Origin of the sequence: Sorangium sp. So ce406, assembly GCF_051474675.1 — a bacterium.
GTDB lineage: Bacteria > Myxococcota_A > Polyangia > Polyangiales > Polyangiaceae > Sorangium > Sorangium cellulosum_G.
The window spans coordinates 5,082,223-5,107,416 of the sequence record NZ_CP150340.1 but is presented as its reverse complement, the minus strand read 5'-3'; the positions used below and the strand labels follow the sequence as shown (position 1 = coordinate 5,107,416).

12 protein-coding genes are annotated in these 25,194 nt (G+C 74.7%); 5 read left to right on the top strand and 7 right to left on the bottom strand.

The features are described 5' to 3' along the window. Positions 1 to 5 precede the first annotated feature (5 nt). On the bottom strand, positions 6 to 749 hold the full coding sequence (locus WME96_RS18645) for a hypothetical protein (RefSeq protein ID WP_061617999.1): 744 nt from the start codon (positions 747 to 749) through the stop codon (positions 6 to 8). A 429-nt stretch (positions 750 to 1,178) separates the two neighbouring features. On the opposite strand from WME96_RS18645, the gene WME96_RS18640 reads away from it, so the two are divergent. The 4 genes from WME96_RS18640 (at position 1,179) to WME96_RS18625 (ending at position 9,911) form a co-directional block, all read left to right on the top strand. After that, the gene (locus WME96_RS18640; RefSeq protein ID WP_437291460.1) at positions 1,179 to 2,684 is read left to right on the top strand and encodes a hypothetical protein; all 1,506 of its coding nucleotides are present in this window, start codon (positions 1,179 to 1,181) and stop codon (positions 2,682 to 2,684) included. A gap of 230 nt (positions 2,685 to 2,914) precedes the next feature. Then, positions 2,915 to 6,814 carry a serine/threonine-protein kinase gene (locus WME96_RS18635; protein ID WP_437291459.1) on the top strand — a complete coding sequence of 1,300 codons (3,900 nt, stop codon included), beginning with the start codon at positions 2,915 to 2,917 and terminating at the stop codon, positions 6,812 to 6,814. Between the two features lie 226 nt (positions 6,815 to 7,040). Beyond that, on the top strand, positions 7,041 to 8,057 hold the full coding sequence (locus tag WME96_RS18630; RefSeq protein WP_437291458.1) for a hypothetical protein: 1,017 nt from the start codon (positions 7,041 to 7,043) through the stop codon (positions 8,055 to 8,057). A gap of 99 nt (positions 8,058 to 8,156) precedes the next feature. After that, positions 8,157 to 9,911, top strand: coding sequence for a hypothetical protein (locus tag WME96_RS18625; protein ID WP_437291457.1), 1,755 nt, complete (start codon positions 8,157 to 8,159; stop codon positions 9,909 to 9,911). A gap of 28 nt (positions 9,912 to 9,939) precedes the next feature. On the opposite strand, the gene WME96_RS18620 is transcribed toward WME96_RS18625, so the two are convergent. The 6 genes from WME96_RS18620 to WME96_RS18595 form a co-directional block, all read right to left on the bottom strand. Continuing rightward, complete coding sequence (locus tag WME96_RS18620; protein ID WP_437291456.1) at positions 9,940 to 13,692, bottom strand: outer membrane protein assembly factor BamB family protein; 3,753 nt, start codon at positions 13,690 to 13,692, stop codon at positions 9,940 to 9,942. Positions 13,693 to 13,845: 153 nt separating this feature from the next. Beyond that, positions 13,846 to 14,910 (bottom strand): hypothetical protein, encoded by a 1,065-nt coding sequence (locus WME96_RS18615; protein WP_437291455.1) that lies wholly within the window; start codon positions 14,908 to 14,910, stop codon positions 13,846 to 13,848. Between the two features lie 345 nt (positions 14,911 to 15,255). Then, positions 15,256 to 15,798 carry a DoxX family protein gene (locus tag WME96_RS18610; protein ID WP_437291454.1) on the bottom strand — a complete coding sequence of 181 codons (543 nt, stop codon included), beginning with the start codon at positions 15,796 to 15,798 and terminating at the stop codon, positions 15,256 to 15,258. Positions 15,799 to 15,822: 24 nt separating this feature from the next. Continuing rightward, positions 15,823 to 16,617: a helix-turn-helix domain-containing protein gene (locus WME96_RS18605; RefSeq protein ID WP_437291453.1), complete on the bottom strand. Its 795-nt coding sequence runs from the start codon at positions 16,615 to 16,617 to the stop codon at positions 15,823 to 15,825. Positions 16,618 to 16,754: 137 nt separating this feature from the next. After that, positions 16,755 to 17,195, bottom strand: coding sequence for a hypothetical protein (locus WME96_RS18600; protein WP_437291452.1), 441 nt, complete (start codon positions 17,193 to 17,195; stop codon positions 16,755 to 16,757). An 81-nt stretch (positions 17,196 to 17,276) separates the two neighbouring features. Further along, complete coding sequence (locus WME96_RS18595; protein ID WP_437291451.1) at positions 17,277 to 22,445, bottom strand: pentapeptide repeat-containing protein; 5,169 nt, start codon at positions 22,443 to 22,445, stop codon at positions 17,277 to 17,279. Between the two features lie 86 nt (positions 22,446 to 22,531). On the opposite strand from WME96_RS18595, the gene WME96_RS18590 reads away from it, so the two are divergent. Continuing rightward, entirely contained in the window at positions 22,532 to 25,192 is a 2,661-nt protein-coding gene (locus WME96_RS18590; RefSeq protein WP_437291450.1) for a dynamin family protein, read from the top strand. Positions 25,193 to 25,194: the final 2 nt, after the last annotated feature.

Below are 25,194 nucleotides of genomic sequence, written 5' to 3'. Positions count from 1 at the left end.
CGCCCTCAGCAGAGGCAGCCGACGAACGTGCCCGAGAACAGCGGCCGCTCCATGACCGCGGCGCCGCACGTCGGGCAGGTGTCGCCCAGCTTGAGCTCGCGGGGCGTCGGCGCCTGCTTGGCCGGCTTCGCCGCCGGCGCGCCCGCCGACGCGGTGGTCGCTGCGAGCGGCTGGAACTCCACGATCGACACCCGCGAGAACCCCTGCCTCGGGGTGGCGCTGCGCTGCGGTGAGGCCAGGAGATCTTGCTTCGTGCGGACCGGCAGGATCGGCCTCGACATGTTGATGTACGCGAGCTCGGACGTGTAGAGCGCCGGATCGAGCATGCGCGGATCCTCGGGCTGGACGATCCCGTGCTGGAAAGCCTCGATCAGCATGTCGACGTCCGTGCGCGCGTTGCGGTTGCGCGCGGCGTCGACCAGGAAGAGGCCGTTGCCGTAATAGGCGGCGTTGAGCCAGAAGCCGGTGCCCGCGGTGTGGTAGCCGCCTGTCGCCCACTTGTAGCCGCGCAGCGAGCGGACGTGCGTGGTCAGCGCGTTCGCGAGCGCGTAGGACGTCATGCCGAGCGGCAGCAGGCTCACGAGCGCTGCCGGATGAAAGTTCAGGCAATCGCTGCAGCAGACAGGCACAGTCGGCACGAGCGCCTGCGCCGGATCGATGCAGACCTGGACTTCCGATTCGCTGCGATAGCAGCCGGTAAAACAGGAGTGCCGCTCGACGGCGGCCAGGAGCGCGGCGGGAAGTGCCATGCGAGCAACTATACCGTCCACGAGGGCGCATGGCTGCCGCCGCGAGCCGCTGCAGCGGCGCCGTCGCCGCTCGCTGTCCACGACGCGAGACGACGACGCCGGACGCCGGGCCCAGGCGTTCACGACGTCCGCGAGCTCTGCGGCGTCCACACGCGTCCACGTCGATGTGCCCCCACGTCTCCATGAGCCTTTGCGCGCCCCCACGCGCTCTCATGTGCCTCATGCGCGGTTGCGGGCAGGCGAGCGCGATTGCGTCCCTCGTGCGCCTGCCACAGGATCGCTGCACGTGGCGAACGCCGTACAACACGAACGCATGTTCCCCGGGCGATGCGTCCTCGATGAAGCGCGACCGGGGGAGCGCGAGATGCCGCCGGGGGCGGGCGCCGGCGCCTCCTGCCGGCCCGAGCGCCGCGCGGACGCACGGGCGGCGTGACGAGGCGGAGGCGCGCGCTGCTGGTCGCGCTCGCCGGCGCGCTGTCGGCGCTGCTGCCCGCGCTCGCGCTCTCCGGGTTCACGGTCGACGACGCCCTGATCACGGCGCGCTACGCGCACCACATCGCGCGCGGCCTGGGCTACCGCTTCAACGCGGCGGGGCCGGTGACCGACGGCGTGACGCCGCTCGGGTGGGCGTTCCTGCTCGCGCCGTTCGCGGCCGGAGGCCCGCTCGCCGCGCTCGCGGCTGCCAAGGCGATCGGCGTCGCCGCGTGGACGCTCGCCGCGGGGGTGCTGGCGCTCGCGGTCGACCGGGCCTCCGACCGACCTGCGCGGTTCGCGGCGCTCTTGCTCGTGCCGGCGTCGGCCCCGCTCGGCGCCTGGAGCGCGGCGGGCATGGAGACCGGGCTCGTCGCGGCGCTCGGCGCGCTCGCCGTCGCGCTGCCGTCCCTCGGCCAGGCCCTCGCCGGCGCCGCCTGCGCGGGGGTCGCGGCGGCGCTCCGGCCAGAGCTCCTTCCGTTCGCGCTCGTGGTGGCGATCGCGGCCCCGGCGGCTCCGCGAGGCGGCGGCCGGGGCGAGGCGGTTTCGCGGCGCGACCATGAAGGCCAGGCCGAGGCGCCGCCGCGACCGCCGCGACCGGCGTGGGCCCGCGCGCTCGCCGCGCTCGCGCTCGCGGGCGCCCCCTTCGTCGCCGTGGCGCTGACGCGGCTCGCCACCTTCGGGCGCGCCGCGCCGCTCGCCGCGCTCGCGAAGGCGCCGGACGCGGCGCTCGGGGCCCGCTACGCGTTCGCGTGCTTCCTGCTCACCGGGCCGGTGGCGCTCGTCGCGCCGCTCGCGTGGCGCGCGCTCCCGGCGTGGCCGCGCGGGCTGCTCGCGGCGGTGGCCGTGCACTTCCTCGCGGTCGCGGCGGCGGGCGGCGACTGGATGCCGCTGTCGCGGCTCGTCGTCCCGGCGCTGCCCGCGGTGGTGCTCGCGGCGGCCCACGTCGCCTCCGCAGCGGACGCGCGCGCCACGGCGCCGCGGATCGCGCTCGCGCTCGCCGGTCAGCTCTTCGTGATGGTGCGGATCGGACCGACCGCCGCGCGCGTGGCCGGCGAGCGGCTGCGCGTCGTCGAGGAGCTCCGCGGCGCGATCGCCGGCGCAGAGGTCGTCGCGGCGCTCGACATCGGCTGGCTCGGGGCGGCGACGGGCGCGACCCTCGTCGATCTCGCGGGGGTCACCGACCCGGCCGTCGCCGCGCTGCCCGGCGGGCACACCACGAAGCGGATCCCCGCGGCGCTGCTCGACGCGCGCGGGGTGGACGCGCTGGTGCTACTGCTCGCCGAGGGGCAGGCGCTCGCGTCGCCGTGGACCGCGTCGCGGTTCGCGCGCGGGGTGGAGCAGCGCCTCGCCCGCCTGCCCGGCGCCGGCGAGGCGTTCGCCCCGGTGGCGGTGAGCGGCGTGCCGCACCTCCGGTACGTGGTGCTGCGGCGCACCGGCGCGGAGGGCGCGGCCCCGCGCTGACGCGAGCGCGGTCGAGGTGCGCCGCCATGCGCGCCGCGCGCCGCGAGGACGCCGCGCGCGGGCGAGGTGCGCGCTCGTGCGCGGCGCGTGCCGCGTCGCCGTGGCCGCCGGCAACGTGAGCCGGCACGCGCGCCGCGCCACGTCGGAGCAGGCGGCAGTGGACGGCGGATGCGCGTCGCTGGCACGCTGCATAGAAGCGGCAGTGCGCCCGCCCGGAGCGCGTCAGCTCGATGCAATCAGGAGAGGTCGTCGACGACCGGTTCGAGATCGAGGAGCACGCCGCCTCGGGCGCGACGGCGCGCGTGTACCGCGCGCGCGACCGGCGGTCAGGCGAGCTTGTCGCGCTCAAGCTGCTGCAGACGGCCGCGACGCCGGCGCTGAGCACCCTCGCGCGCGAGGCGCTCGCCCTCGCGACGCTCAGGCTCCCGGGCACGGCCCGCCACGTCGCGCACGGCGCGACGCCGGGGGGCCGCCTCTACCTCGCGACGGAGTGGATCGAGGGCGAGACCCTCTCGGAGCGGCTCGACCGCGCGCCGCTCACCCTCGGCGAGAGCCTGACGCTCGCCGCGCACGTGGCCGAGACGCTCGCCGCCGTCCACCGGCTCGGCTTCGTGCACTGCGACGTGAAGCCGGGCAACCTCGTCCTCGAGGGCGGCGACCTCCAGCGCGTCAGGCTCATCGACTTCGGCGTCGCGCGCCTCTCCGGCGACGAGGAGGAGTTCCCGACGCTCGGCGAGATCCGCGGCACGCCGCAGTACATGGCCCCGGAGCAGGCCCGCGGCGAGCCGCAGATCGACGCGCGCGCCGACGTGTTCGCGCTCGGCAGCGTGCTCTTCGAGTGCCTGACCGGGCGCGCCGCGTTCGCCGGCGACGACCCGCTCTCGGTGCTCATGAAGGTCCTCCTCGAGGAGCCGCCGCGGCTCAGGGAGCTCCGCGGCGACGTCCCCGCCTGGCTCGATCGGCTCGTCGCGCGGATGCTGTCGAAGCCGCGGGAGTCCCGGCCGCGCGACGGCGCCGCGGTCGCGGCGGCGCTCGCCTCGGAGGCGCACGATCGCCGCGTCGACGCCGGGCCGCTGTCGCAGCCCGCGTCGTCCCACCCCCCGTCGCACTGCGCGCGCGAGATCACGACCAGCGAGCGGAAGGTCATGTGCCTCCTCCTCGCGCGCGAGGGCCACGCCGACGCGGAAGCGACGCTCTCCGACGCCGAGGACGAGCGCCGGGCGCAGGCGATCCGCGAGCTCGTCGAGCGCCACCGCGGCCGGATCGAGCTCCTCGACGCGCGCTGGCTGCTCGTCACGCTCTCGGGCTCGTCCGCGCCCACCGACCTCGCGGCGCAGGCGGCCCGCTGCGCGCTCTCGCTCCGGGAGCTGCTCGGCGACGCCCGCCTCTCGCTGGTCACCGGCCGCGCCGAGGTCGCGGCGCGGCTGCCGGTCGGCGCGGTGATCGATCGGCTGGTGCAGCTCGTCCAGGGCTCCCGCGAGCCGCGCCGGCCGGCGGCGATCCGCATCGACGACACGACCGCGGGCCTGCTCGGCGCGCGGTTCGACGCGACCCGGGACGCGTCGGGCTGCTGGCTCCACGGCGCGCGCGAGGAGCCCGAGACGCCGCCCCCGCTGCTCGGCCGGGCGACGCCGTACGTCGGCCGCGAGCGCGAGCTCGAGCAGATCGCGGCCGAGATCGACGGCTGCCTCCGCGGCGGGGCTCCGGGCGCGGTGCTCGTCACCGGCGCGGTGGGCGCGGGCAAGTCGCGGCTCTGCTACGAGCTCATCCGCGCGCTCAGGGCGCGGGGCGAGCCGCTGGAGGTGTGGGTCGGCCAGGCCGATCCGATGAGCGCTGGCTCCGCCTTCGGCCTGATCCAGCGCGCGCTCCGCCGCGCGCTCGGCCTGCACGACGGCGAGCCGATCGCGTCGCGGCGGCGCAAGATCCAGGGCCGCGTCGCGCGCCGCTGCGGGGCGGAGGCGGTCGCGCGCGTCTCGCCGTTCCTCGGCGAGCTCGCGGGCGCGCCGTTCCCGGACGACGACGACGTGCGGCTCCGGGCGGCGCGGCGGCGCCCGCTCCTGATGAGCGACCAGCTCCGCCTCGCGTGGGAGGACTTCCTCGACGCCGAGTGCGCCGCGCAGCCGGTGCTCCTCGCGCTCGACGACCTGCACTGGGGCGATCTGCCGACCGTGACGCTGGTCGAGGCGGCGCTGCGCAACCTGAAGGGCAGGCCGTTCGCGGTGCTCGCGCTGGCCCGGCCCGGCGTGCACGACCTCTTCCCGGGGCTCTGGGGGTCGCGCCTCGTGAGGGAGGTCCGCCTCGCGCCGCTGCCGCCCGCGGGCGGCGAGCGGCTCGTGCGCGAGGCGCTCGGCGACCGGGCGAGCGCGGAGCTCGTGCGGACGCTGGTCGATCGCGCCGACGGCAACGCGCTCTATCTCGAGGAGCAGATCCGCGCCGCGGCCCGCGGCAGGACCTCGGCGCCGCCGGAGACGGTGCTCGCGATGGTGCAGGCCGGGCTCGACGCGCTCGACCCGGAGGCGCGCCGGGTGCTCCGCGCCGCGAGCGTCTTCGGCGAGGCGTTCACCGAGGCGGGCGTCGCCGCGCTGGTCGGCCGGGCGGAGGTCGCGCCCGAGCTCGACGAGCTCGCGCGGCGCGAGACGATCCTGCGGCTCACGCCGCCGGGCGCCGAGGGCGACGCGGCGTACCGCTTCCGCCACACGCTCCTCCGCGAGGCCGCCTACGGCATGCTGACCGAGGGCGACCGGCGGCTCGGCCACGCGCTAGCGGGCGGCTTCCTCGCGCAGCGCGGCGAGGCCGACCCCATGGCGCTCGCGGAGCACTTCGAGCGCGGCGGCGAGCCCGCGCGCGCGGCCACGGCGTACCTCGTGGCCGCGCGGCAGGCGCTGCGCGGCAACGATCTCGGCGCGGTGCTCGCCCGGGCGGCGCGCGGCGTCGCCTGCGATCCCGCGCCCGCGACCGTCGGCGAGCTCCGCCTGCTCGAGGGCCAGGCGCACTTCTGGCGCGGCGACGTCGCGCTCGCCGAGGAGCGCGCGGAGGCCTCCGCGGAGCACCTCGCGCCGGGCAGCGCGGCGTGGTTCTCCGCGGTGACGCAGATCATCCTCGCCGCGGGCACGATGGGCGGCCACGAGCGCGTGGAGCGCTGGGCCGGCGTCGCGCGCGACGCGCCCGCGCCCCTCGACGACGGGAGCTCGGCGAAGAGCGTCTGCCTGAGCTCGGCGGCGCTCATGCTGGTCTTCGGCGGGCGCTACGCGCTGGCCGACGCGCTGCTCGAGGCCGCGGAGGGCGCGATCGAGGGCGCCGCGACGCCGGATCTCGACGCGCTCGCGAACCTCCACGAGGCGCGGGCGATCCGCGCGCACGCGAGCGGCGACGCCGGCGCGAGCCTCTCGGGCATCGAGGCGGCGCTCGCGGCGTTCGAGCGGGCCGGCGACGTGCGGCGGGCCTGCATGGCGCGGATGAACCTGGGCTACTGGTACGGCCAGGCGGGTCAGCTCGAGGAGGCCGAGGCGGCGCTGCGCCAGGCGCTCGCCGAGTCGGAGCGGATGGAGCTGCGCGGCACCACGGCCTATGTGCTCCAGAACCTCGGCCTGGTGCTCGCGTACCGCGGTCGGCTCGACGAGGCGAGGTCGGTCGAGGAGACCGCGTGCGCGATGCTGGAGCGCCACGGCGACGTGCGCATGGAGGGCTGCGCGCGGGTCTACCTCGCGAGCATCCTGGTGCTCGCGGGCGATCCCGAGGCCGCCGCGCGCGAGGCGCGGGCCGCGGAGGCGCTCTTCGAGCGGGCCCCGCCGCTGCGCGCCTACGCCGTCGCGGTGCTCGGCCGCGCGCTGCTCCACCTCGGCCGCGCGTCCGACGCGCTCGCCGCCGCGCAGCGGGCGCGCGCGTTGCTCGACGAGGTGGGCGTGGAGGAGGGCGAGTCGGTGGTGCGCCTGGTCCACGCCGAGGCGCTGTGGGCCTGCGGTCAGAGCGCCGAGGCCGCGCAGGCGATCGCCGCGGCCCGCGCGCGGCTGCTCGAGCGCGCGGCCAAGATCCGCGACGCCGTGTTCCGGGAGCACTTCCTGGAACGCGCGGCCGACAACGCCCGCACGCTCGAGCTCGCGCGGGCGTGGCTGGGCGAGGCGGCCGAGTAGGAGCGCTCACGCGCCGAGCGCTCGAGCGCCTCTCCTGACAAGGTGCTGCGTGGCGCGCGCTGCGCCGCTGCGCTGTTCGCTGCCGGGCGGACATGGCCCCGCGGGCCGAGCGGCGCGCGGCGCGCGGCGCACACGCATCGGCAAACCCGCCCAGGTCGATGCAATGCCATCGACGTGGCATCGCTCGAGGTAGGCTCGGCGCGCCCGCGCGGAGCCCGATCTCGAGATGCGACAGCTCTCCCTCTTCGAAGGCCGCACGCTCCCCGCGGAGCCGCTCGGCGGGGCCGCGGGGCTCGCGCCCGGCGGCGGCGCGCGCGCCGGTCAGCTCGATCTGTTCGCGCAGCGCACGTTGCAGCTCTCGCTCGCGGCCGAGGCGGTCGCCGCGGGGGAGCTCGGCGAGGCGCGGCGGATGCTCGCGGAGCTCGCGGCGCTCCACCCGGCCGACGCCGACGTCCGCCGCCAGTCCGAGCGCGTCGCCGCGCTGGAGCAGAGGCTCGTGCAGGCGATGGGCTCTGCCGCGCCGGCGACCGCGCTGCTCGGGATAGCGCGCAGCCTCGATCCCGCGAGCGGCCCCTTCGCGGCGCTGCACCGCGTGCTCCTGCGCCGGGTGGCCGAGGCGCTCCGTGAGGCGGAGGGGGACGACGGTCGGCTCGAGGGGCAGCCTCCGGGGTACTACTGGCTGGCCGCGGGCGACGCGGCCGAGGCGCACGCCTCGCTCGCGGCCGCGGCGCAGGCGCGGCGGAGCGCGCGCACGCTGTTCCTGCTCGCCGACGCGGCGACGGCGCTCGGGGAGCCCGCGGCGCGGCGGCTCTACCTGGAGGCGCTGCTCTGTGATCCGTTCGACGCGGCGTTCGCGTCGGTGCGCGACGAGGCGGTGCGCGGCCTGCCCGACGTCGCGCGCTACGAGCTCGAGATCGAGGAGGAGCCTGCCGCGTGGTCGGCGCCCGTGGGGATCGTGATGGGCGTGTTGCCGTCGCCCGTCGGGATCGCGCTCGACGAGGTGGGCTCCGGGGAGGCGGTCGCGTGTGGAGGTGCTGTCGTCGAGCAGCCGCGGTCGACGGAGCAGGACGAGGCGCTCTCGCGTGCGCGGCGCTTCGTCGCGGCGCTCGCGACGGCGTCGTCGCGCGAGGCGCGCCGGTCCGGCGAGGCGGTGATCGAGGCGCGGCGCGCGATGAAGCGGCTCGCGCCGGCGCTGTTCGCGGCGTACATGGCGCGCGGCGGAGCGACGCTGCAGGGCGGGTAAAACGCGCGCTGCTGGGCAGACAGGCGCGTCGCTGGGCGAGCAGGGCGGCTACGCCGGAGAGCGCGCGCCGGCGAGCGCCATCGTTTACGCTCGGGGGCGATGAGGAGCCGTCCGTTCATCGCGCTGCGCCTGCCCGAGGTCGTGCATCCGGGCGAGACGTTCGACGTCGAGCTCTCGCTCGAAAGCGCCTCGGCGACGCCCATCGACTTCGTGCGCGTGACCCTGAAGTACACGCAGACGCTCTGGTCGATGGGCCGTCAGGATGTCCTCCAGGCGCGCGATCGGCTCGTCATCAGCGAGGAGGTGGCCGGGCGGGGGCGCCTCGAGGAGGGCGTGCATGGCTACCGGGCCTCGTTCACGCTGCCCCGCGATGTCCCGCCGACGCACAGGGGGCTCGTCGCCGAGCTTCAGTGCGGCGTCACCGCGGTTGTATCCATCCCGTGGTGGCCCGACGCGGAGGAGAGCGGGGACATCGTCGTTCGGCCCGCGGTCGGGCCGCGGCCGAGGACCGAGCCGTTCACCGGCGCGAGCGCCCGCGGAGCCGGCGCGTTCGTCGAGGTGTCGCTGCCGGATCGCACGTTCGCCCCCGGCGACATGCTGACCGGCGCCGTCGCCTTCGGCGGGCTCGGGGGGCGTCGCGCCAGCGCCCTCGAGGTCGCCCTGGTCGGCGTCGAGCGGGTCGATGTGGGAGGGCAGCGCTCGTCGAGCGAGACCCACAGGCTGTCGTTCTTCCGGGATCTCGCGGGGACCCATGAGGGGCAGGAGGTGCCTTTCCGCATCGAGGTGCCGGGCGATCTCGCGCCCACCTTCAGCGCCGAGGAGGTCTCGCTGGAGTACGCGCTGGAGGCGGTGCTGGAGCACGCGGGCGGCCGGTTGGTGCACCGCGTGCCGGTGGACATCGGCTCGTTCGCGCCGCGGCCCGGGGGCGACGCGAAGCGTCCACGGGTCGGCGCGGCCCGATGGCGCGCGGTCTGGGCGCGCGCGGGCGAGAGGGCTGGTCTCTCGCTGCGTGAGGGGGTGGACGGGCTGGGGCTCCGCGGCGTCCAGGCGGGCTGCGTCGTCGAGGTGGCTCCGGTGGACGAGCGGCCGGCCGCCGGCCTGGGCGCGACGGTGCACATCGCGGAGCCCTGGGGGCTGGATCTTCAGGTGCGGCCGCGGCGCGCCCTGGAGCTCGTCGGTGTGGTCACCGGGGATCCCGGGTTCGACGGGCGTTTCCGGGTGCGGGGGCGGGAGGACGCGCAGGTGCTGGCGGCGCTCACGCCTGCGTTGCGCGCTGCGCTGACGGTGTTCCCCGAGGTGGAGCTGGACGACGCGCGGGTGCGGGTGCGGAGCGCCGTGGGGGCGTTCGACGGGTCGGTGCTCGATCTGTTCCTGCGGCAGATCGAGGCGCTCGCGCGGGCGATCGCGGCCGCCGGCGCGGCGCTGCCGCCGCCGGCGTCGATGGAGCCGTGGTTGCCCGCGTGGCGCAGCTTCGCCGAGGAGAGCGGCGGTTCGCTCCAGGTCGGCCCGATGCGGCTGACGGGTTACCTGGAGGGGGCGCGGTTCGAGGTGGCGACGTTGTTCAAGGGGGCTGCGGCGGCCGGGACGCGCGTCGCGCTGCCGCTGGAGCCGGCGATCGAGGGCGCCGGCGGCGGCGCGCTCGCGGCGAAGGAGGCGCTCGCGGCGGCGCTCCGGGAGCAGGTGTCGTGGTTCCGCGATGTCGAGGGCGGGGTGATCTCGGTCGGGCCGGAGGAGATCGCGGTGAAGCTCGCGGCGGTGCTCGGGCAACCGGCGGCGGCGCGGGAGGTGCTGCAGCCGATGCTGGCGGCCGCGCGGGCGCTGCGGGGGGAGCGGCGGGGAGGGCCGTACCGGTGAGGGAGGGCGGGGAGTGGACGTCGGGGCGCTACCCGGAGGGCGCTCGGAGCGCCTCGATGGCGCACCGGATGCCGATGGCCACGTCGGTCCACGCTTCGTCGCGGTCCTGCCAGAGGGTGACCGGCCTGGCGCCTTTCGGCAGCGCCTGGAGCCTGGCAAACGGCGCGCTCTGCCAGTCCGTCTTTCGGAGGATGATCGGGATGACTCGGGCCTGGCCGGCGTCGTGGCGATCGAGGGCGCGCTTCATCTCCTTGTCGAAGCAGTAGTCCGAGGCGAGGAAGTCCGCGCTGACGAGGAGGAGGATCACGTCGGCTTCGTCGAGGTTCCTGTCGATCTGGCCAGCCCACTCTTCGCCGGCGTCGATGCGGCGGTCGTGCCAGCTCTGGAGGAGCCCCTCGCGTTTGAGGAGGGCGAGATGGGTCTCCAGCTCGTCGCGGAGGGTCTCGTCCCGGTGGGAGTAGCCGAAGAAGAGGCGGATGGGCCTCTTCGTGAGAAGGCCTTTCGCTTGATGTTCCGAGTCCGTGAAATGGAGATTCCAGAGGTTGCCGTTTGCGTCACCTGCGCAGAGGAGCCGTTGCGATACAGTGACGCAGATGAATGGGCTGCCTCCGCACACTGTATCCAGGCATTCCCCTGTGGACGCATCCCAGACCTTGAGCTTCCTATCGTCGGAGGCGGAGACGATGTGCTGGCCATCGGGGCTGATCGCACAGGCTTTGACCCAAGCGGAGTGGCCTTCGAGGGTGGAGAGGAGCTTGCCTGTTGCGAGGTCCCAGACTTTGAGCGTCCTGTCGCCGGAGGCAGAGACGATGCGCTGGCCATCGGGGCTGAGCGCGCAGGCCCCGACCCCACTGGCGTGGCCTTCGAGGGTGGAGAGGAGCGTGCCTGTCGCGAGGTCCCAGACCTTGAGCGTCCTGTCGTCGGAGGCGGAGACGATGCGCTGGCCATCGGGGCTGAGCGCGCAGACCCTGACCCAATCGGCGTGGCCTTCGAGGGTGGAGAGGAGCTTGCCTGTCGCGAGGTCCCAGACCCTGAGCGTCCTGTCGCCGGCGGAGACGATGCGCTGACCGTCGGGGCTGAGCGCGCAGGCATTGACCCAGCCGGCGTGGCCTTCGAGGGTGGCGAGGAGCTTGCCTGTCGCGAGGTCCCAGACCTTGAGCGTCCTGTCGCCGGAGGCGGAGACGATGCGCTGACCATCGGGGCTGAACGCGCAGGCATTGACCCCACCGGCGTGACCTTCGAGGGTAAAGAAGAGTTTGCCTGTCGCGAGGTCCCAGACCTTGAGCGTCCTGTCGCCGGAGGCGGAGACGATGCGCTGACCATCGGGGCTGAGCGCGCAGGCATTGACCTCACGGGCGTGACCTTCGAGGGTGGAGAGGAGCTTGCCTGTCGCGAGGTCCCAGACCTTGAGCGTCCTGTCGCCGGAGGCGGAGACGATGTGCTGGCCATCGGGGCTGAACGCGCAGGCCCTGACCGCACCAGCGTGGCCTTCGAGGGTGAAGAGGAGCCTACCGGTCGCGAGGTCCCAGACCTTGAGCGTCCTGTCGCCGGAGGCGGAGACGATGCGCTGGCCATCGGGGCTGAGCGCGCAGGCCCTGACCCCACCGCCGTGGCCTTCGAGGGTGGAGAGGAGCGTGCTTGTCGCGAGGTCCCAGACCTTGAGCGTCCTGTCGCCGGAGGCGGAGACGATGCGCTGGCCATCGGGGCTGATCGCACAGGCATTGACCCCACCGGCGTGTCCTTCGAGGGTGGAGAGGAGCTTGCCTGTCGCGAGATCCCAGACCTTGAGCGTCCTGTCGCCGGAGGCGGAGACGATGCGCTGGCCATCGGGGCTGAGCGCGCAGGCCCTGACCCCGCCGGCGTGTCCTTCGAGGGTAAAGAAGAGTTTGCCTGTCGCGAGGTCCCAGACCTTGAGCGTCCTGTCGCCGGAGGCGGAGACGATGCGCTGACCGTCGGGGCTGAGCGCGCAGGCATTGACCTCACGGGCGTGACCTTCGAGGGTGGAGAGGAGCTTGCCGGTCGCGAGGTCCCAGACCTTGAGCGTCCTATCATTGGCGGCGGAGACGATGCGCTGACCGTCGGGGCTGAGCGCGCAGGCCCTGACCCCGCCGGTGTGGCCTTCGAGGGTGGAGAGGAGCTTGCCGGTCGCGAGATCCCAGACCTTGAGCGTCCTATCATTGGAGGCGGAGACGATGCGCTGGCCATCGGGGCTGAGCGCGCAGGCACTGACCCGAGCGGCGTGGCCGTACAGCGTGCGCTCCTCGCCGGTCCACATCCGTACCGGATGCCGCAGCCGGATCTTCGGCAGACCACGCGGGAATTGCAGTGTCCGCGCGATTCGCTCCGCATCCCATCCGGCCGAGCGCAGCCGGTTGTAGGCCAGCTCCGGCAGCGCTTTCGGCTCGTCGCGGAGCCAGTGTGACTCGGCCCGCACCGCCCGGTGCAGCAGGTCGACCTCGCCGTCCCCGAGCTCCTTCGCGCCGAGGCGCAGCGCCTCCTCGAGCGCCGCCGGCCCATCCGCGCGGCAGAGCGCCTCCAGCAGCCCGAGGTCCCGGCACAGGCCCCGCGCCTTCTCCCGCTCGCCCGCCGCGAGCGCATGTGTGATCGCGTGCCGCGCCCCATACCGCCTCCGAAAATCGCTCTCCCCCTCGGCCACCGGCCACCGGGCCGTCGTCTCCAGTAGCCGCCGGTGCAGCTCGGCCATGCGTTTCGGCCCGAGCTTCTCCGCGACGAAGGTGCGAAACGCCTCGTGGTACGGCCGGTACGCCCGCGCGCCGCGCCACGAGGCCGGCTCCTCGAGGAGCAGCGCTCGCGCGGCGCGAAGGAAGTCTTCCCCGGCCTCGATGTCGTTCCACCCCCACGCCGCCTCGATCTCCTCGAGCGGCAGCGCTTCCCGCGTCGCGCAGATCAGCCCGAGCCCGTTCGCGACCAGCCCGAATTGCTCGCGCGGCAGGCTCCGGAGCTGCTGCCAGATCTGCTCCAGGAACCCGCTCAGCCCCCGCGGCAGGCGCTCCACGCGCCGCCGTTCGACCGGCTGCTCCTCGAGCCATTCCCGCAGCTTGACCGCATAGAGCAGGTTCCCGTCCGCCCGCGCGACCGCCTCCTCGACGAGCCTTGGGGCGAGCCGCGGCGTGAACCGAGGCGCATGGTCGGCCCAGAAGGCGCGGCAGGCCTGCTCGTTCGAGCCCGTCCATTCGGGCGCGTCGAGATCGATCCGCCGCACGTTTCCGCGGCTCTCCAGCCAGCCGAGGTGCGGGTACTGCGGGCGCGAGGCGCAGAGCGCGTGCACGCGCGGCGGCAGCGCGTACGGCAGGAAGCTCGGCAGCGGGTTCTGCCCGGCGCCCTCGCTCCGCGCCTCGTCGAGGCCGTCCACGACGAGCACCAGGCGCTCTCCGCGGGGGGCGAGCTCGTTCTTCGACACCCTGGCGAGGAGCTCGATCAGCCGGCTCTCCGGCCTCGCCGCTGGGTCCTTCTGCGCCGGGTAGAGCGCCTCGATCTGCGCCGACAGGGAGCGCGTGACCGCCTCGGGCCGATCCCAGTCCATCACGTCGCGCCGGAGGAAGTGGTGCGGCGCCCTGCGGCCGCGCTGCTCCTCCAGGTCGAGCCATCGCGAGAGGATCGCGCTCTTGCCCATGCCGGGCCCGCCCGTGACGAGCACCCAGCGCCCCGACGCCCCCGCGCCTTCGAGGTGGCGATCGATGGCCGCGAGCACGTCCTCTCGACCGAAGAAGTGCTCGTGGCGGCTGCGCTCGATGCCGAAGTCGATGAGGTCTGCCGCCACGGCGCCAGTCTAACAGACGACCTTCTCGGGCCGCCGCATGGGCCTGCTCAAGACGGGGAGGGGGCGCAGCGCGCGGCGCACGCTCCACATCGCGAGACGGAGAGGGGGCGCAGCGCGGCGCACGCACGGCGCACCCCCACATCGTTCAACGGGTCATCCGTCCGCGATCCCGTCCGGCGCGCCGTCCGTGATCTCGGACGGCGTCTCCGCCGGCGCCTCCTCCTGCGCCGCGGCCGCCCCGTTGCTGCCGAGCGCGATCGCGGCGCGCAGCGCCGGCAGCAGTGCGTCGGCCTTGCGCTTGCCGAGCGCGACGGCCGCGAGCACCTGGAGGTGGTCGTAGCGCTCGGCGACGAGCGCCGCGATCCGGTCGCGCAGGATCGCCTCCTCGGTGCGCTTCGGCACCGCGGCGGCGGCGTTGCCTGGGCGCACCTGCTGCACCAGCGCGCCGCCCAGCGTGGCGAGCAGGTCGAGCCTGTCGGTCGGGAACGGGTGCTTTCCGGCGAGCGCGCCGGAGAACTCGGCGAAAAGCCCCGGGAGCGCGACGAAGTCGCGCGCCTTGTCGAGCTTGCCCGAGCCCGCGCGCACGGCGGCGACCCGCTCGCGGGGCAGGAGGCCGAGCAGCGGGTGCGACGCCACCTCGAGGTAGCTCAGCATCAGCTCGCGCCACGGCGCGCCTTCGGCCAGCATCCTGTCGATCTCTCCCGCGCTGAGCGTCGCGACCGGCACGCGCGCCGCGCTGAAGTCGAGCGCCATGACCAGCGCTGGCAGCTCGAAGACCTCCTTGAGCCTGGGCTCGCGCAGCGCGCTCACGGCGGCCGGAAGGTGCGGCTCGAGCGCGTCGAGCGCGGCCCTGACGTTCGCGCGCATGAGCAGCGGCTGGCCGGTGAAGACAGGCAGATCCGCGGCCGGCACCCGCTCGGCGAGCGGCCGGAAGTGCGCGAAGGCGCGCTCGGGGGCCTCGTCGGTGAACGCGTCCTTCCGGGCCTCCGCGATGAGCGCCGCGGGATCGACCCCCGCCCGATCCCGCTTGCGCGCGCTCCGTGCCTCTTTCTTGCCGGCCTTCGCGGCCTTCACGTCATCGCTCTTGCCGGCCTTCGCGGCCTTCACGTCGCCGCTCTTGCCGGCCTTCGCGTCATCCCTCTTGTCGGCCTTCGCGCCAGCCTTCTTGTCGGCCTTCGCGTCCTTCGCACGAGCCTTCTTGTCCTTGTTTCCGCCCATGGGTCTCCCTCCGCGTGAGCGCGGTTTGTCCAGCCGGCGACCGTGCCACGGCGCCGGCGACCTGTTCAATCCGACCGCACTGACCGCGCCCCGCACGCGCCGGCGAAATCGTGCCCGCGCGGCGGTCCCGGCGCCGGAGGCACGACCGGCATCCCTCCGACCGGAGCGACGCGCCCGGCGTCGCCTTGCGCTCACGGCTCCGTCCCGTTCCGCGGGGGAGGCGCAATCTGGCTTACAAACCTGTCACCGGGGCGACGGGCAGCCCGTGGTTGGGCCTGGGGGGACGTGTCCGATCCGGCGGGTAAGCCGTTCCCGGGTACCCCATCCGGTCCCGGCCATGAGCCGCTACCGTCCTGTGCGCGCGCGCATCGCGGCGCGCGTCTCCTCCTCGAGCGACGCGCCCATCAACTCCGGTTCCGCGCCGCTCAAACTCCGGTTCCGGCCACGTGTGTTGATCGCCACGGCGACCGTCGCCGCGACGAACACGATCTGAAGGAGCGTGCGCGGCACGAGCGGCGTCACCGGGCTGCCGCCGAGGGTGAGCCCCGCGCGCGCGGCGTGGACGTTCGCGGGGAACATCGCCATGAGCAGGATCGTCAGCCCGATGGCGGCCCAGGGCGCGAGCCTCGGCACGAGGAGCGCCGCCGCGCCCGCGATCTCCAGGACCCCCGTGGCGGTCACGAGGAGCTCGGGATGGGGCAGCGCCGGCGGCACCATGGCCACGAGCTCCGCCCGCCGGCTCCCCCAGTGGGCCGATGCGGTGAGCAGGAACATCGCCGCGAGGGCGTACCGCAAGCACGTCACCCAGCTCGCGAGGTGTTGGACGCCGAGGCGACCGAGGACGAGGAGCAACGCGAACGAGACCGTGAGGACAAGGAGAGGTGCCATGCACGCAAGGTGGCAATCGGCCCTTCAGCCGTCTTGAACCAACTGGCTACGGCGTCTCAGGTCGGAGGGGCTCACCCCGAACATCCGGCGGAAGGTCCGGGTCATGTGCGCCGCGTCCGCGAAGCCGGCCGCGGCGGCTGCCTCCGCGAGCGGCGCGCCGCCGGCGATCGCCGCCCCGGCGCGCTCCAGCTTGAGCCACAGGAGGTACGGGCGCAGCGGCACGCCGACGCTCTCCGTGAAGGCGTGCATGAACCGCCCCGGCGAGAGGCGCGCCATGCGCGCGAGCGCCTCGAGCGACGTGTCCGCGCTCCCGCCGTCCGCCCGCAGGTGGCGCAGCACCCGCTGGATCCCCGGGTGCCGCGGCCTCGGCGAGGGCGCCGGGAGCGAGACCCCCAGCGCCTGGAACACGCCGGGCAGCGCCGCGGCGAGCTCGCCGTCGCCGACCGCGGCGATGCACGACCGCAGCCGGTCCGCCGTCTCGCCGCCCACGATCTCGAGCTTCGACGCCCCGAGCGCCTGGGCCAGCCCGTCGCCGGCGGCGCTCTCCGGCTCGACGAACACGAGGAGCACGCGCCTGCCCGACGCGTCGATCGCATGCGCGACGTCCGGGGCGGTGAGGACGGCGCTCGCCGGCTGCAACGGGCTCTTGTCGGTCGTGCGGACCTGAAGCTCTCCCTCGAGCGCCAGCACGAGGTGCCAGCAGTGGTGGGCGTGCAGCGTGCTCCGCTCTCCAGGGCCCCACGTCGCCAGCACGGAAGGCCACGGCCGCGCCACGCCTGCGGGGGCAGCGAGGCCGGTCGCTTTCGGGGGGAGGAGCATCGGCCGGAGTCTAGGCGGGCTCGGCGGATGCCGCCCTGCCAAGAGGGGGCCCGGACCAGCGAACCTCGCCGGCGCACGTTCTCCCCGGCGCTTCCGCGCGAACCGGTGCTGCCGCTCCCGGGGTGGGTGCTGCGCCCCTACCGTCCGATGCGCGCGCGGATTGCAGCGCGCGTCTCTGCCGAGAGCGTGTCGAGGTAGGAATCGGAGAGCGCCCGGAGCACCTCGTCCGGCAAGGCGAGCAGCACCTGCTCGGGCGGCAGGCCGGCGACCCGCTGCTCAGGCGGCAGCCCCGCCAAGCGCTCCTCGGGGGCGTAGGCCGACAGCACCTGCTCCGGCGGCAAGCCCGCCAGGCGCTCCTCGGGGGCGTAGGCCGACAGCACCCGCTCGGGCGGCAGGGTGGCCAGGAGTTTCCTGATCACCTCGTCGAAGCCTTCCAGATCGTGCATGTCCATGGCGATCTCCTCGGCTCCAAGCTGCTGCGAGAGCCACCGGCGGGCCTCGATGGTGCGCGCCTCGCCGTGCCCGAACAAGCGTAGCAGATCGTCGTCCTCGGCCTCCGCTGCGGCGTCGATCTCCACGACCAGCAGCGCGAAGGCCCCGCCGTGGAGCCGCCTCGATCGGAATTGCCCGGGAACGGCCGACCTCCCTGCGAGCGGCGCTCAATCACGGCCGAGGGCAGGCGGTATGGGCAGCAGCGGCTCGTCGTCCGGGATGCGCAGGTCGGGAAACAGCGCGTCGAGCTCGCCCGGCTCGAAGCGGCAGAGGTTGGCGGCGTGCCAGAAGCCGCCCGCGATGTTGCCGCCCAGCTTGTAACGGCCGTCGGGTCGAAAGGCGACCCAGCCTTCAGGGAGCGTGAGGAGCACGGCGAGACAAGCGCCGGTACGCACGTCCCAGAAGCGGAGGGTTCCGTCGGTGGAGCCGGAGAGGAGCGTGCTGCCATCAGGGGTGAAGGCGAGGCTCATGACCGGATCGGAGTGCCCTCGCAGCACGCGCAGGATGTCGCCTGTCACTGCATCCCACAGGTGAACGCTGCGGTCATCGGACGCCGATGCCAGCAATGTCCCGTGAGGGCTGAAGGTCACGCTCGTCACCCGGCCGGCATGGCCGCGTAGCGCGCGTGGCTCGCCTCCGTCGACGAGCGACCAGAGCCGCACGACCGTGTCGTCGGAGCCCGACGCGAGCGTCCCTCCATCAGGGCTGAAGGCCATGCACCTCGCGACGTTATCGTGATCTCCCAGCGCGCGCGCCGCTCCTTCGCCGCTCACCTCCCAGAGCCGAATGACTCGATCGACCGATCCTGATGCGAGCGTCTTCCCGTCAGGGCTGAACGCCATGCAGCTCACGATGTCGTCGTGAACTCCCAGGACATGGAGCGGGGCTCCCGCCTCGGTGCGCCAGAGCCGCACCGTCCTGTCGAACGAGCTCGACGCGAGCATCTTCCCATCAGGGCTGAACGCGACATCCGTGACCTGCTCGGAGTGCCCCTTCAACACTCGTTCGCTGTCGCTCGTCCCGAGCTCTCGCAGCCGGATCGTGCGATCGTAAGCGGTGAACGCCAGCGTCGTGCTGTCAGGGCTGAAGATCAATCTCGAGGAGCATATGCCGCTCTCCTTCAAGGATGGCAACGCGCTCCACGTCGACATGCGCCAGAGATAGATGCCGAATTGCTCGGAGCCCAGCGCCAGCGTGGCGCCATCGCCGCTCAACGCCGCCGTGATGGCCATCCTCGAGTGTCCTTGCAGCACACGGAGAGCTCCTCCGGTCGCCGCCTGCCAGAGCCGTACGGTCCGGTCTTTCGAGCCAGACGCGAGCGTCGCGCCATCGGGGCTGAAGGCGACGCTCGTCACGCCTGTGGAATGGCCCTCGAGCACGTGCGACATGACGCTGGACTCGTGCCACAGCCGCACCGAACCGTCCCCCGAGGCAGAGGCGAGCGCCGCGCCGTCAGGACTGAACACGACGCTCCGCACGTGCCGCGAGTGCCCCTTCAGCATGTGCCCCTCGCCCGTCGACGTCTGCCAGAGCCCGATATCGTAGTCCATCGATCCGGACGCCAGCCTCTCTCCATCAGGGCTGAAGGCGATGCTGAGCACGCCGCCCCGGTGGCCGGTCAACACGCGAAGCAGGTTGCCTGTCGAGATCTCCCACAGCCGGACGGTGGCGTCATGAGCGCCGGAGGCCAGCGTCTCGCCGTCAGGGCTGAACGCCACGGCCATCGCCCCGCCCAGATGGCCTTCGAGCACGCCGACCTGACTCGATGCGGTCACACGCCAGAGTCGTACGGTGCTGTCTCGACCGCTGGAGGCCAGTATCTCGCTGTCGGGCTTGAAGGCCACGCTCGTCACGTGGTGCACGTGCCCCTTGAGCACGCCGAGCACGTTCCCTGTCGATACGTCCCAGAGCCGGACCGTGTGATCTTCAGAACCGGAGGCGAGGGTGTCGCCGTCAGGACTGAAAGCGAGGCTCGTGATCCAGTCGGAGTGACCATCCAGCCTGCGCAGCGCGCTGCCGGTCGCCATGTCCCACAGCACGACCCAGCGGACGTGGCCGGACGCGAGCAAGGTCCCATCAGGGCTGATCGCCACGGCGTTGCATCGGCTCTCTTGCACCCAGGTCGGCTCGAATCGCGCCGCGTCCGGCATCGCCGCGCCGAACGTGTCGCACGCGTCGAACCGGGCGCCCCGCGCGCCCACGAGCTTCGCGCCGCGCAGCCTCACCGAGGCGAGCGTCGCCCCGGTCAGGTCCGCGCCGACGAGGCGCGCCCGCACCGCCGTCACCCCCGTCAGGTCCGCCCCGCAGAGCGCCGCCCCCGAGAGGTCCGCGCCGTCGAGCCGTGCCCCCTCGAGCCGCGCCCTGCTCAGGTCGGCCCCCACGAGCTTCGCCTCCCGCAGATCCGCCCCCCGCAGGTCGCAGCCGCTGAGGTCCTTCCCGGAGAGGTCCTGCCCCCGCAGGTCCGCTCCCGCGAGGTTCATCCGCTCGCGCACCCCGAGCCCGATCCGCCCGTCGATCCGCAGCGCGTTCCCCGCCGCCACCGCCCCGAGCGCGCCGCCGAGCGCCTCGCGCACCCACCGCGCCGCCGCGTCGCGACCCGCGAGCGCCCCGAAGAAGTCCGCCATCAGGTCGCTCACCTCGCGCTGCGCGAGCGCAGCCGCCTCGCCGGAGCGCTGCACCTCCTCGGCCGCCTCCCGCGCCACGAGCCACTCGAGCACCGACTGGTGGATGAAACGAAAGTTCTCCTGGTCGTCCCACACGAGCAGCGTGCCCGACCCGATCTGGTGCCGCGTCACGTCCACATCGAGCTCGTGCCGCCCGAGCGCCTGCAGCGCCGCGATGAGCTCCGCCGGCAGCTCGCGGATGTTCACGCTCTGCTCGGTCCGCTGCCACAGCCGCGTCGCGAGCGCCGTCACCGCACGCCACCGCTGCGCCACCGACAGCCCGGGCTGCGCGCCCCGCGGGTGCGCCCGCTCGTATTCCCAGACGAGCCACCGGTCGAGCAGGAGCCGGTACAGCCCAGCCGACGTGATCTCCCCGTCGCCCGCCTTCGCCCGCCGGAGCTGCGCCTCCTCGATCTCGGCGATGAACCCGAGCATCCGCGGGTTCGCCGACAGGCCGAGCAGGTCCTTCACGTCCGCGAGCCGCCGCACGCGCTCATCGGCCGCCTCCTCGCTGCCGAGCCGGTTCACGAGGAACCGGTGGATCTGCGCCCCGGTGAACGGCTGGAGGCGCGCGAGCCGGTAGCCGGGCAAGAGCGCCGCCTTCTCCGCGAGCGCGGACCGCACCTGCTGCTCCGAGATGAAGTGCTGGCTGCGGCTCGTGACCACCACCTTCGCCGCCTTGCCCTGCGCCGCCTGGATCAGCGTGTCGAAGTGCTCGACCGCGCGGTCGTACGTGACGCGGAAGGCGAGCTCGTCGAAGCCGTCGAACAGGAGCGCGATCCGCCCCTCGGCGAGCATGTGCCGGAACGCGGGCAGGTCGATCTTGCCGAGCCCCGCGAGCGCGAGGTGCTGCGCGATGAGGGCGTTCAGGTCGCGCGCCTTCTCCAGCGCGCGCATCTCGATCAGCACCGGCGTCAGCGGGCCTCCCGCCTTGCCCATGCGCCGCGCGAGCTCGCGCAGGAGGAACGTCTTGCCGGTGCCGAAGTCGCCGAGCACCAGCACGAACCGGCTGTGCTCCGAGTCGAGCAGCTCGATGAACGCGTCGAGCGCGCGCTCGCGCAGCGCCTCCTCCTGGCCCATCGTGAGCGCGATGCGCTGCTCGACGTAGAGCGCCGACGGGTACGTCGGGTCCCGATCGAGCCTGGCGTTCTGCCACGCCAGGTAGCCGCGGAAGTCGATGAGCCCCTGGTACTCGAGGAAGCGCACGAGGCGCACGCGCCGCGCGCTCGCGTAACGCACGAGCTCCTCCGGCGCGGGCTCGCCGCCGTAGATCAGCGTGGACACGAGGCCCGGGTCGTCGCGCCGGTACGAGGCGTCGATGCTCTCCAGGAACGCGGAGACCGCCTCGGTCGAGATGCCGCTCTCGAGCGCCGCGAGCGGCGCGATCCGGACGATGCCGCCCTCGTTGACCGACACGCGCAGGTAGACGCCGAAGGGGAGGGGCGCGTCGAACCACTCGATCTCGACGCCGTCCGGCTCGCGCAGCCTGCACACGCGCTCGACGCGCGAGAGGAAATCGTCGCTGCGCCCCTCGCCCGGCAGGAGGATCTCATCGCCGTGCGGATCCGCGTGGCCGCCCCGCGCGCGCGCCGGGAAGCGGCGCAGCCCGCGGCCTCGCCCGGCGTGCTCGGCGCGCCCTGGCGAGAGGGTGCGCCGCAGGAACGCGAAGAGGAACTCCGCCGAGGCGCGGCACGCGAACGCGCGGAAGCTGTCGTCCTTGTCGTGGTCGCCGTGGTCCGACACCGCCTTCGCGATGATCGAGCGCCGCCCGAGGCGCTCCGCGACGTAGCCGATCGCCGCGGCCTCCATCTCGACGCCGAGCACCTTCCGGCCGATCGGCCTCAGCCGCTCGAACAGCGCGGGGTCCTCCTGCACCGCCTTGCCCGTGGCGATCGGGCCGACGTGCACGCGGAACGGCCGGGCCGGCGGCGGGCCGTCCGGGTGGATCACGCGCTCCCGGCGCACCTGCGCCACGCCGGCCTCCGTGAGCTCGAGGCCGCGGTCGCCGATGCGGAGCACGCCCTCGGCCTCCAGCTCGCCGACGCGCTCGGTCCACCCCGGGCACCGCTCGGCGCGCTCCGGCAGCGCGACGGGCGGCGGCGCCCCCTCGACGACGCTCGCGTAGAGCGCGTGCCGGAGCCACCACGCCTGCGACGCCCTGGAGGGCGGGCGCTCGCGCGCGAGCGGCGTCGCGCGCTCGAACTCGCGCGCGAAGAGCGCGGCGTCCATGTTCCACGTGCGCTCGAGGTTGTACGTCTCGATGTCGTGGAAGAAGCCGGCCTCGCCGTCGCCGCCGGGCGCGACGCGCTTGCCCTCGTCGTGGCTGTAGACGCGGTCCGCGACGATCACGTCGCCGAGCGACACCTCGCCGCGCTTGCCGGCGCAGATGCCGCACATCGCGAGGCACCCCGGGTCGAGCTCCTCGATGAGCCCCTGCGCCCTCGCCGCGGCCGCGCTCTCGCCCATCCGCCCCGACCACGCCGCGGCGACGCGGAGCGGCTGGCCGCGGTCGTTCGGGAGCTCGCGAACGTAGTACGGAAACCCGGCCGGATCCCGCGCCTCCCGCCAGCCGTCCCGGCCGCCCTCGCCGAGCGCGAGCACCGCCTCGAGCTCGTCCTGCAGCGCGGTCACGACCAGCGCGTCGACGCGCCCTGCGAGGATGTCCGGCGGCACGAGGCCACTCTACCAAACAAGCGCGCGCCCTCGGCCTGGCCGATTTTCTTGGACGACCGCCCTCCGCCGGGGCTTTCATCCGGCCCATGGCGAGGCTCGTCGAGGCGCTGAATCGATTCTTCGGGCGGGTCGAGATCCTCGCGCTCGGCCTCGAGAACGAGCGCAGCGCCGCCGAGGCCGCGCTCGCGAAGGGCATGCCGCTCGACGCCCGCGAGCACGCCCGCACCATCCTCTCCGTCCTGCCCGACTCGGCCGTCGGGCTGGCGCTCTGGGCCGACGCCGCGGAGGAGGCCTGGCTCGACGAGGAGGTCGTCACCGCGCTCGCGGACCTCTCGAAGCGCGTGCCCTGGCGCGCCGACGTGTGGCTCCGCCTCGGGCGCGCGGGGCAGCGCGTCGGCTGGGACGGCGCGCGCGACGCGCTCGAGCGGGCCGCATCGGCCCCGGAGGAGCGCGACGCGGCGCGCCTCGCGCTGCTCGACCTCTGCGATCTCGACCTCGATGCCGGCGATCCGGCGCGCGCGCAGCGCTGGCTCGACCGCATCCCGGCGCCGCTCTCGACCGTGCCCGACCGCGACGCCGCCCTCCGCCGCGCCGCGTGCGCGCTGGCGCGCGGCGACCTCGACGGCGCGCGCGCCGCCGCGGAGATCCTGGGCGAGCCCGCCGCCATCGAGGGGCGCGCCGCCCTCGTCCTCGCCCAGCTCGCGCTCGCCGAGGCGAGCGCCGCGGCGGGGCACTCCGCGGGGGCGCCGCCGCCCGCCGTCGTGGGGCGCGCGCTCGACCTCGGGCTCCGCGCGCTCGTGCTCGACGTCCCGGGCGCGGCGGAGCTCTGCGCCGCGCTCGTCGCCGCCTCCCGCGACGTGCTCGTCGTCGATCGCGTGCGCCGCGTCGTCCGCGCCGCGGGCGCGCTCGACGAGCCGACGTGGGCCGCCGCGTTCGCCTTCGCCGAGGGGCGGCGCGACGACGCGCGGCGCGCGCTCGCGCGCGGCCTCTCCGCCGGCGACCGCGCGGCCGCGGCGGCGCTGCTCCGCATGGCCGTCGAGACGCGCGACCTCGGCGCGCTCGACGCGCTCGCCGCGCGGGCGGCGGGCGAGGACACGCGCGGCGCGACGGCGCCGCCGCTCTCGCCCGACCTCGTCCGGCTGCGCGACGCCGCGGCGATGGCGTCCGAGGGGCAGGGGAGCAAGGCGCTCGACGCGCTCGACGCGGTAACCGGCGAGGGCGCGGCGTGGGCCGAGGACATCCGCCGCTCGATCCTGCGCGGGTGGCTCCCCCCCGTGGAGGGCGGCGCCGCGCCCCGCCCCGCCGCCTGGGGCGACGTGCTGCGCGAGCTCGCGCGCACGGCCAAGCTCCTCGACCGGCTCGACCTGCTCGCGGGGACCGAGTCGCTCGCCGTGGAGCGCGAGCGCCCGCTCCGCGCCGCCGTGGTCGGCGAGTTCAACGCCGGCAAGAGCACCTTCCTGAACGCGCTGCTCGGCGAGGACGTGGCGCCGACCGGCGTGCTGCCGACGACCGCGACGCTCCACTGGGTCGCCTGGGCGCCCGATCCGTTCGCGCGCATCGTCGTGCGCGGCGGCCAGGACCGCGTCGTGCCGCACGCGGCGCTGAAGGACACGCTGCGCGCCCTCGCCGCGGCCGGCGACAAGGTCGCACGCGTCTTCATCTACGCGCCGATCGAGCGGCTGAAGCGCGTCGAGATCCTCGACACGCCCGGCTTCAACGCGCCGGACCCCGACCACATCGCCGAGGCGCGGCGGGCGTTCGACGAGGCCCACGTCGCCCTCTGGCTGCTCGACGCGCCGCAGGCGATGAAGGAGTCGGAGCGCCGCGTGCTCTCCGAGATCAGCGCGCTCGGCGTGCCCGTGCAGATCCTCGCGAACAAGGCCGACCGGCTCAAGCCCGACGCGCTGGAGACGGTGCTCGCGCACGTGCGCGACAGCCTCGCGGCGAGCGCCATCGCCTCGCTCGCGCCGCCGATCGCCTTCTCGGCGCGGCTCTCGCTCAGGGGGCGGCTCGGCGACGAGGCGGCGCTCGCGGCGTCGGGGTGGGCCGAGGTCGAGGCGCTCTTCGCCGAGCAGATCGTCGACGCGAGCGAGGCGCTCCGCGAGCGCGCGCTCCGGCGCAAGGCGGGCCGCATCGCGGTCGAGCTCGCCCAGGCGGCCTCCGCGCGCGCCGCGGAGGACCGGGAGGCCGTGCGCCGCGCGCGCGCCGAGGCCGACCGGCTGCGCGCGAGCGCGGCGTACCTGCGCCGCGAGCGGCGCGCGATCGCCGCTGCGATCGACAAGGCGCTCGAGCCCGCGCGCCGGGAGCTCGCGGCCGACCTGCGCCCGATCGCGGCGCTGCCCGAGGAGCGCAAGCGCACGGACGCCGGCGTCCGCGCCTACGTGCAGGAGCGGCTCGTGGCGCGCCTGAGCTGGCCGCTCTCCGCCGAGATCGCGAGGGCGGCGGCCCTCGCGGGCGGGGACGCGGGGGGCCGCGCCGCGCGGGGCGCCGACGCCGAGCCGTCGCCGCGGGCGGCGGCCCACGTGCGCGCGGTCCTGATGGGTATGGTGGCGGTGCACGACGCGCCCGACGAGCTCGCGGCGCGCCCGATCGAGGGCGTGGTCGAGGCGGCGATCGACGCCTTCGCCATGGCGCTGTCGGCCGAGGCGGAGGCGCCGGTGCCGCCGCCGGCCTCGGCGGCGATCGAGCAGCGCGCGCTGGCGCTCCGCGCCGCCTTCGAGGCGCCCGCAGCGCCGGCCGACAGCTGAGC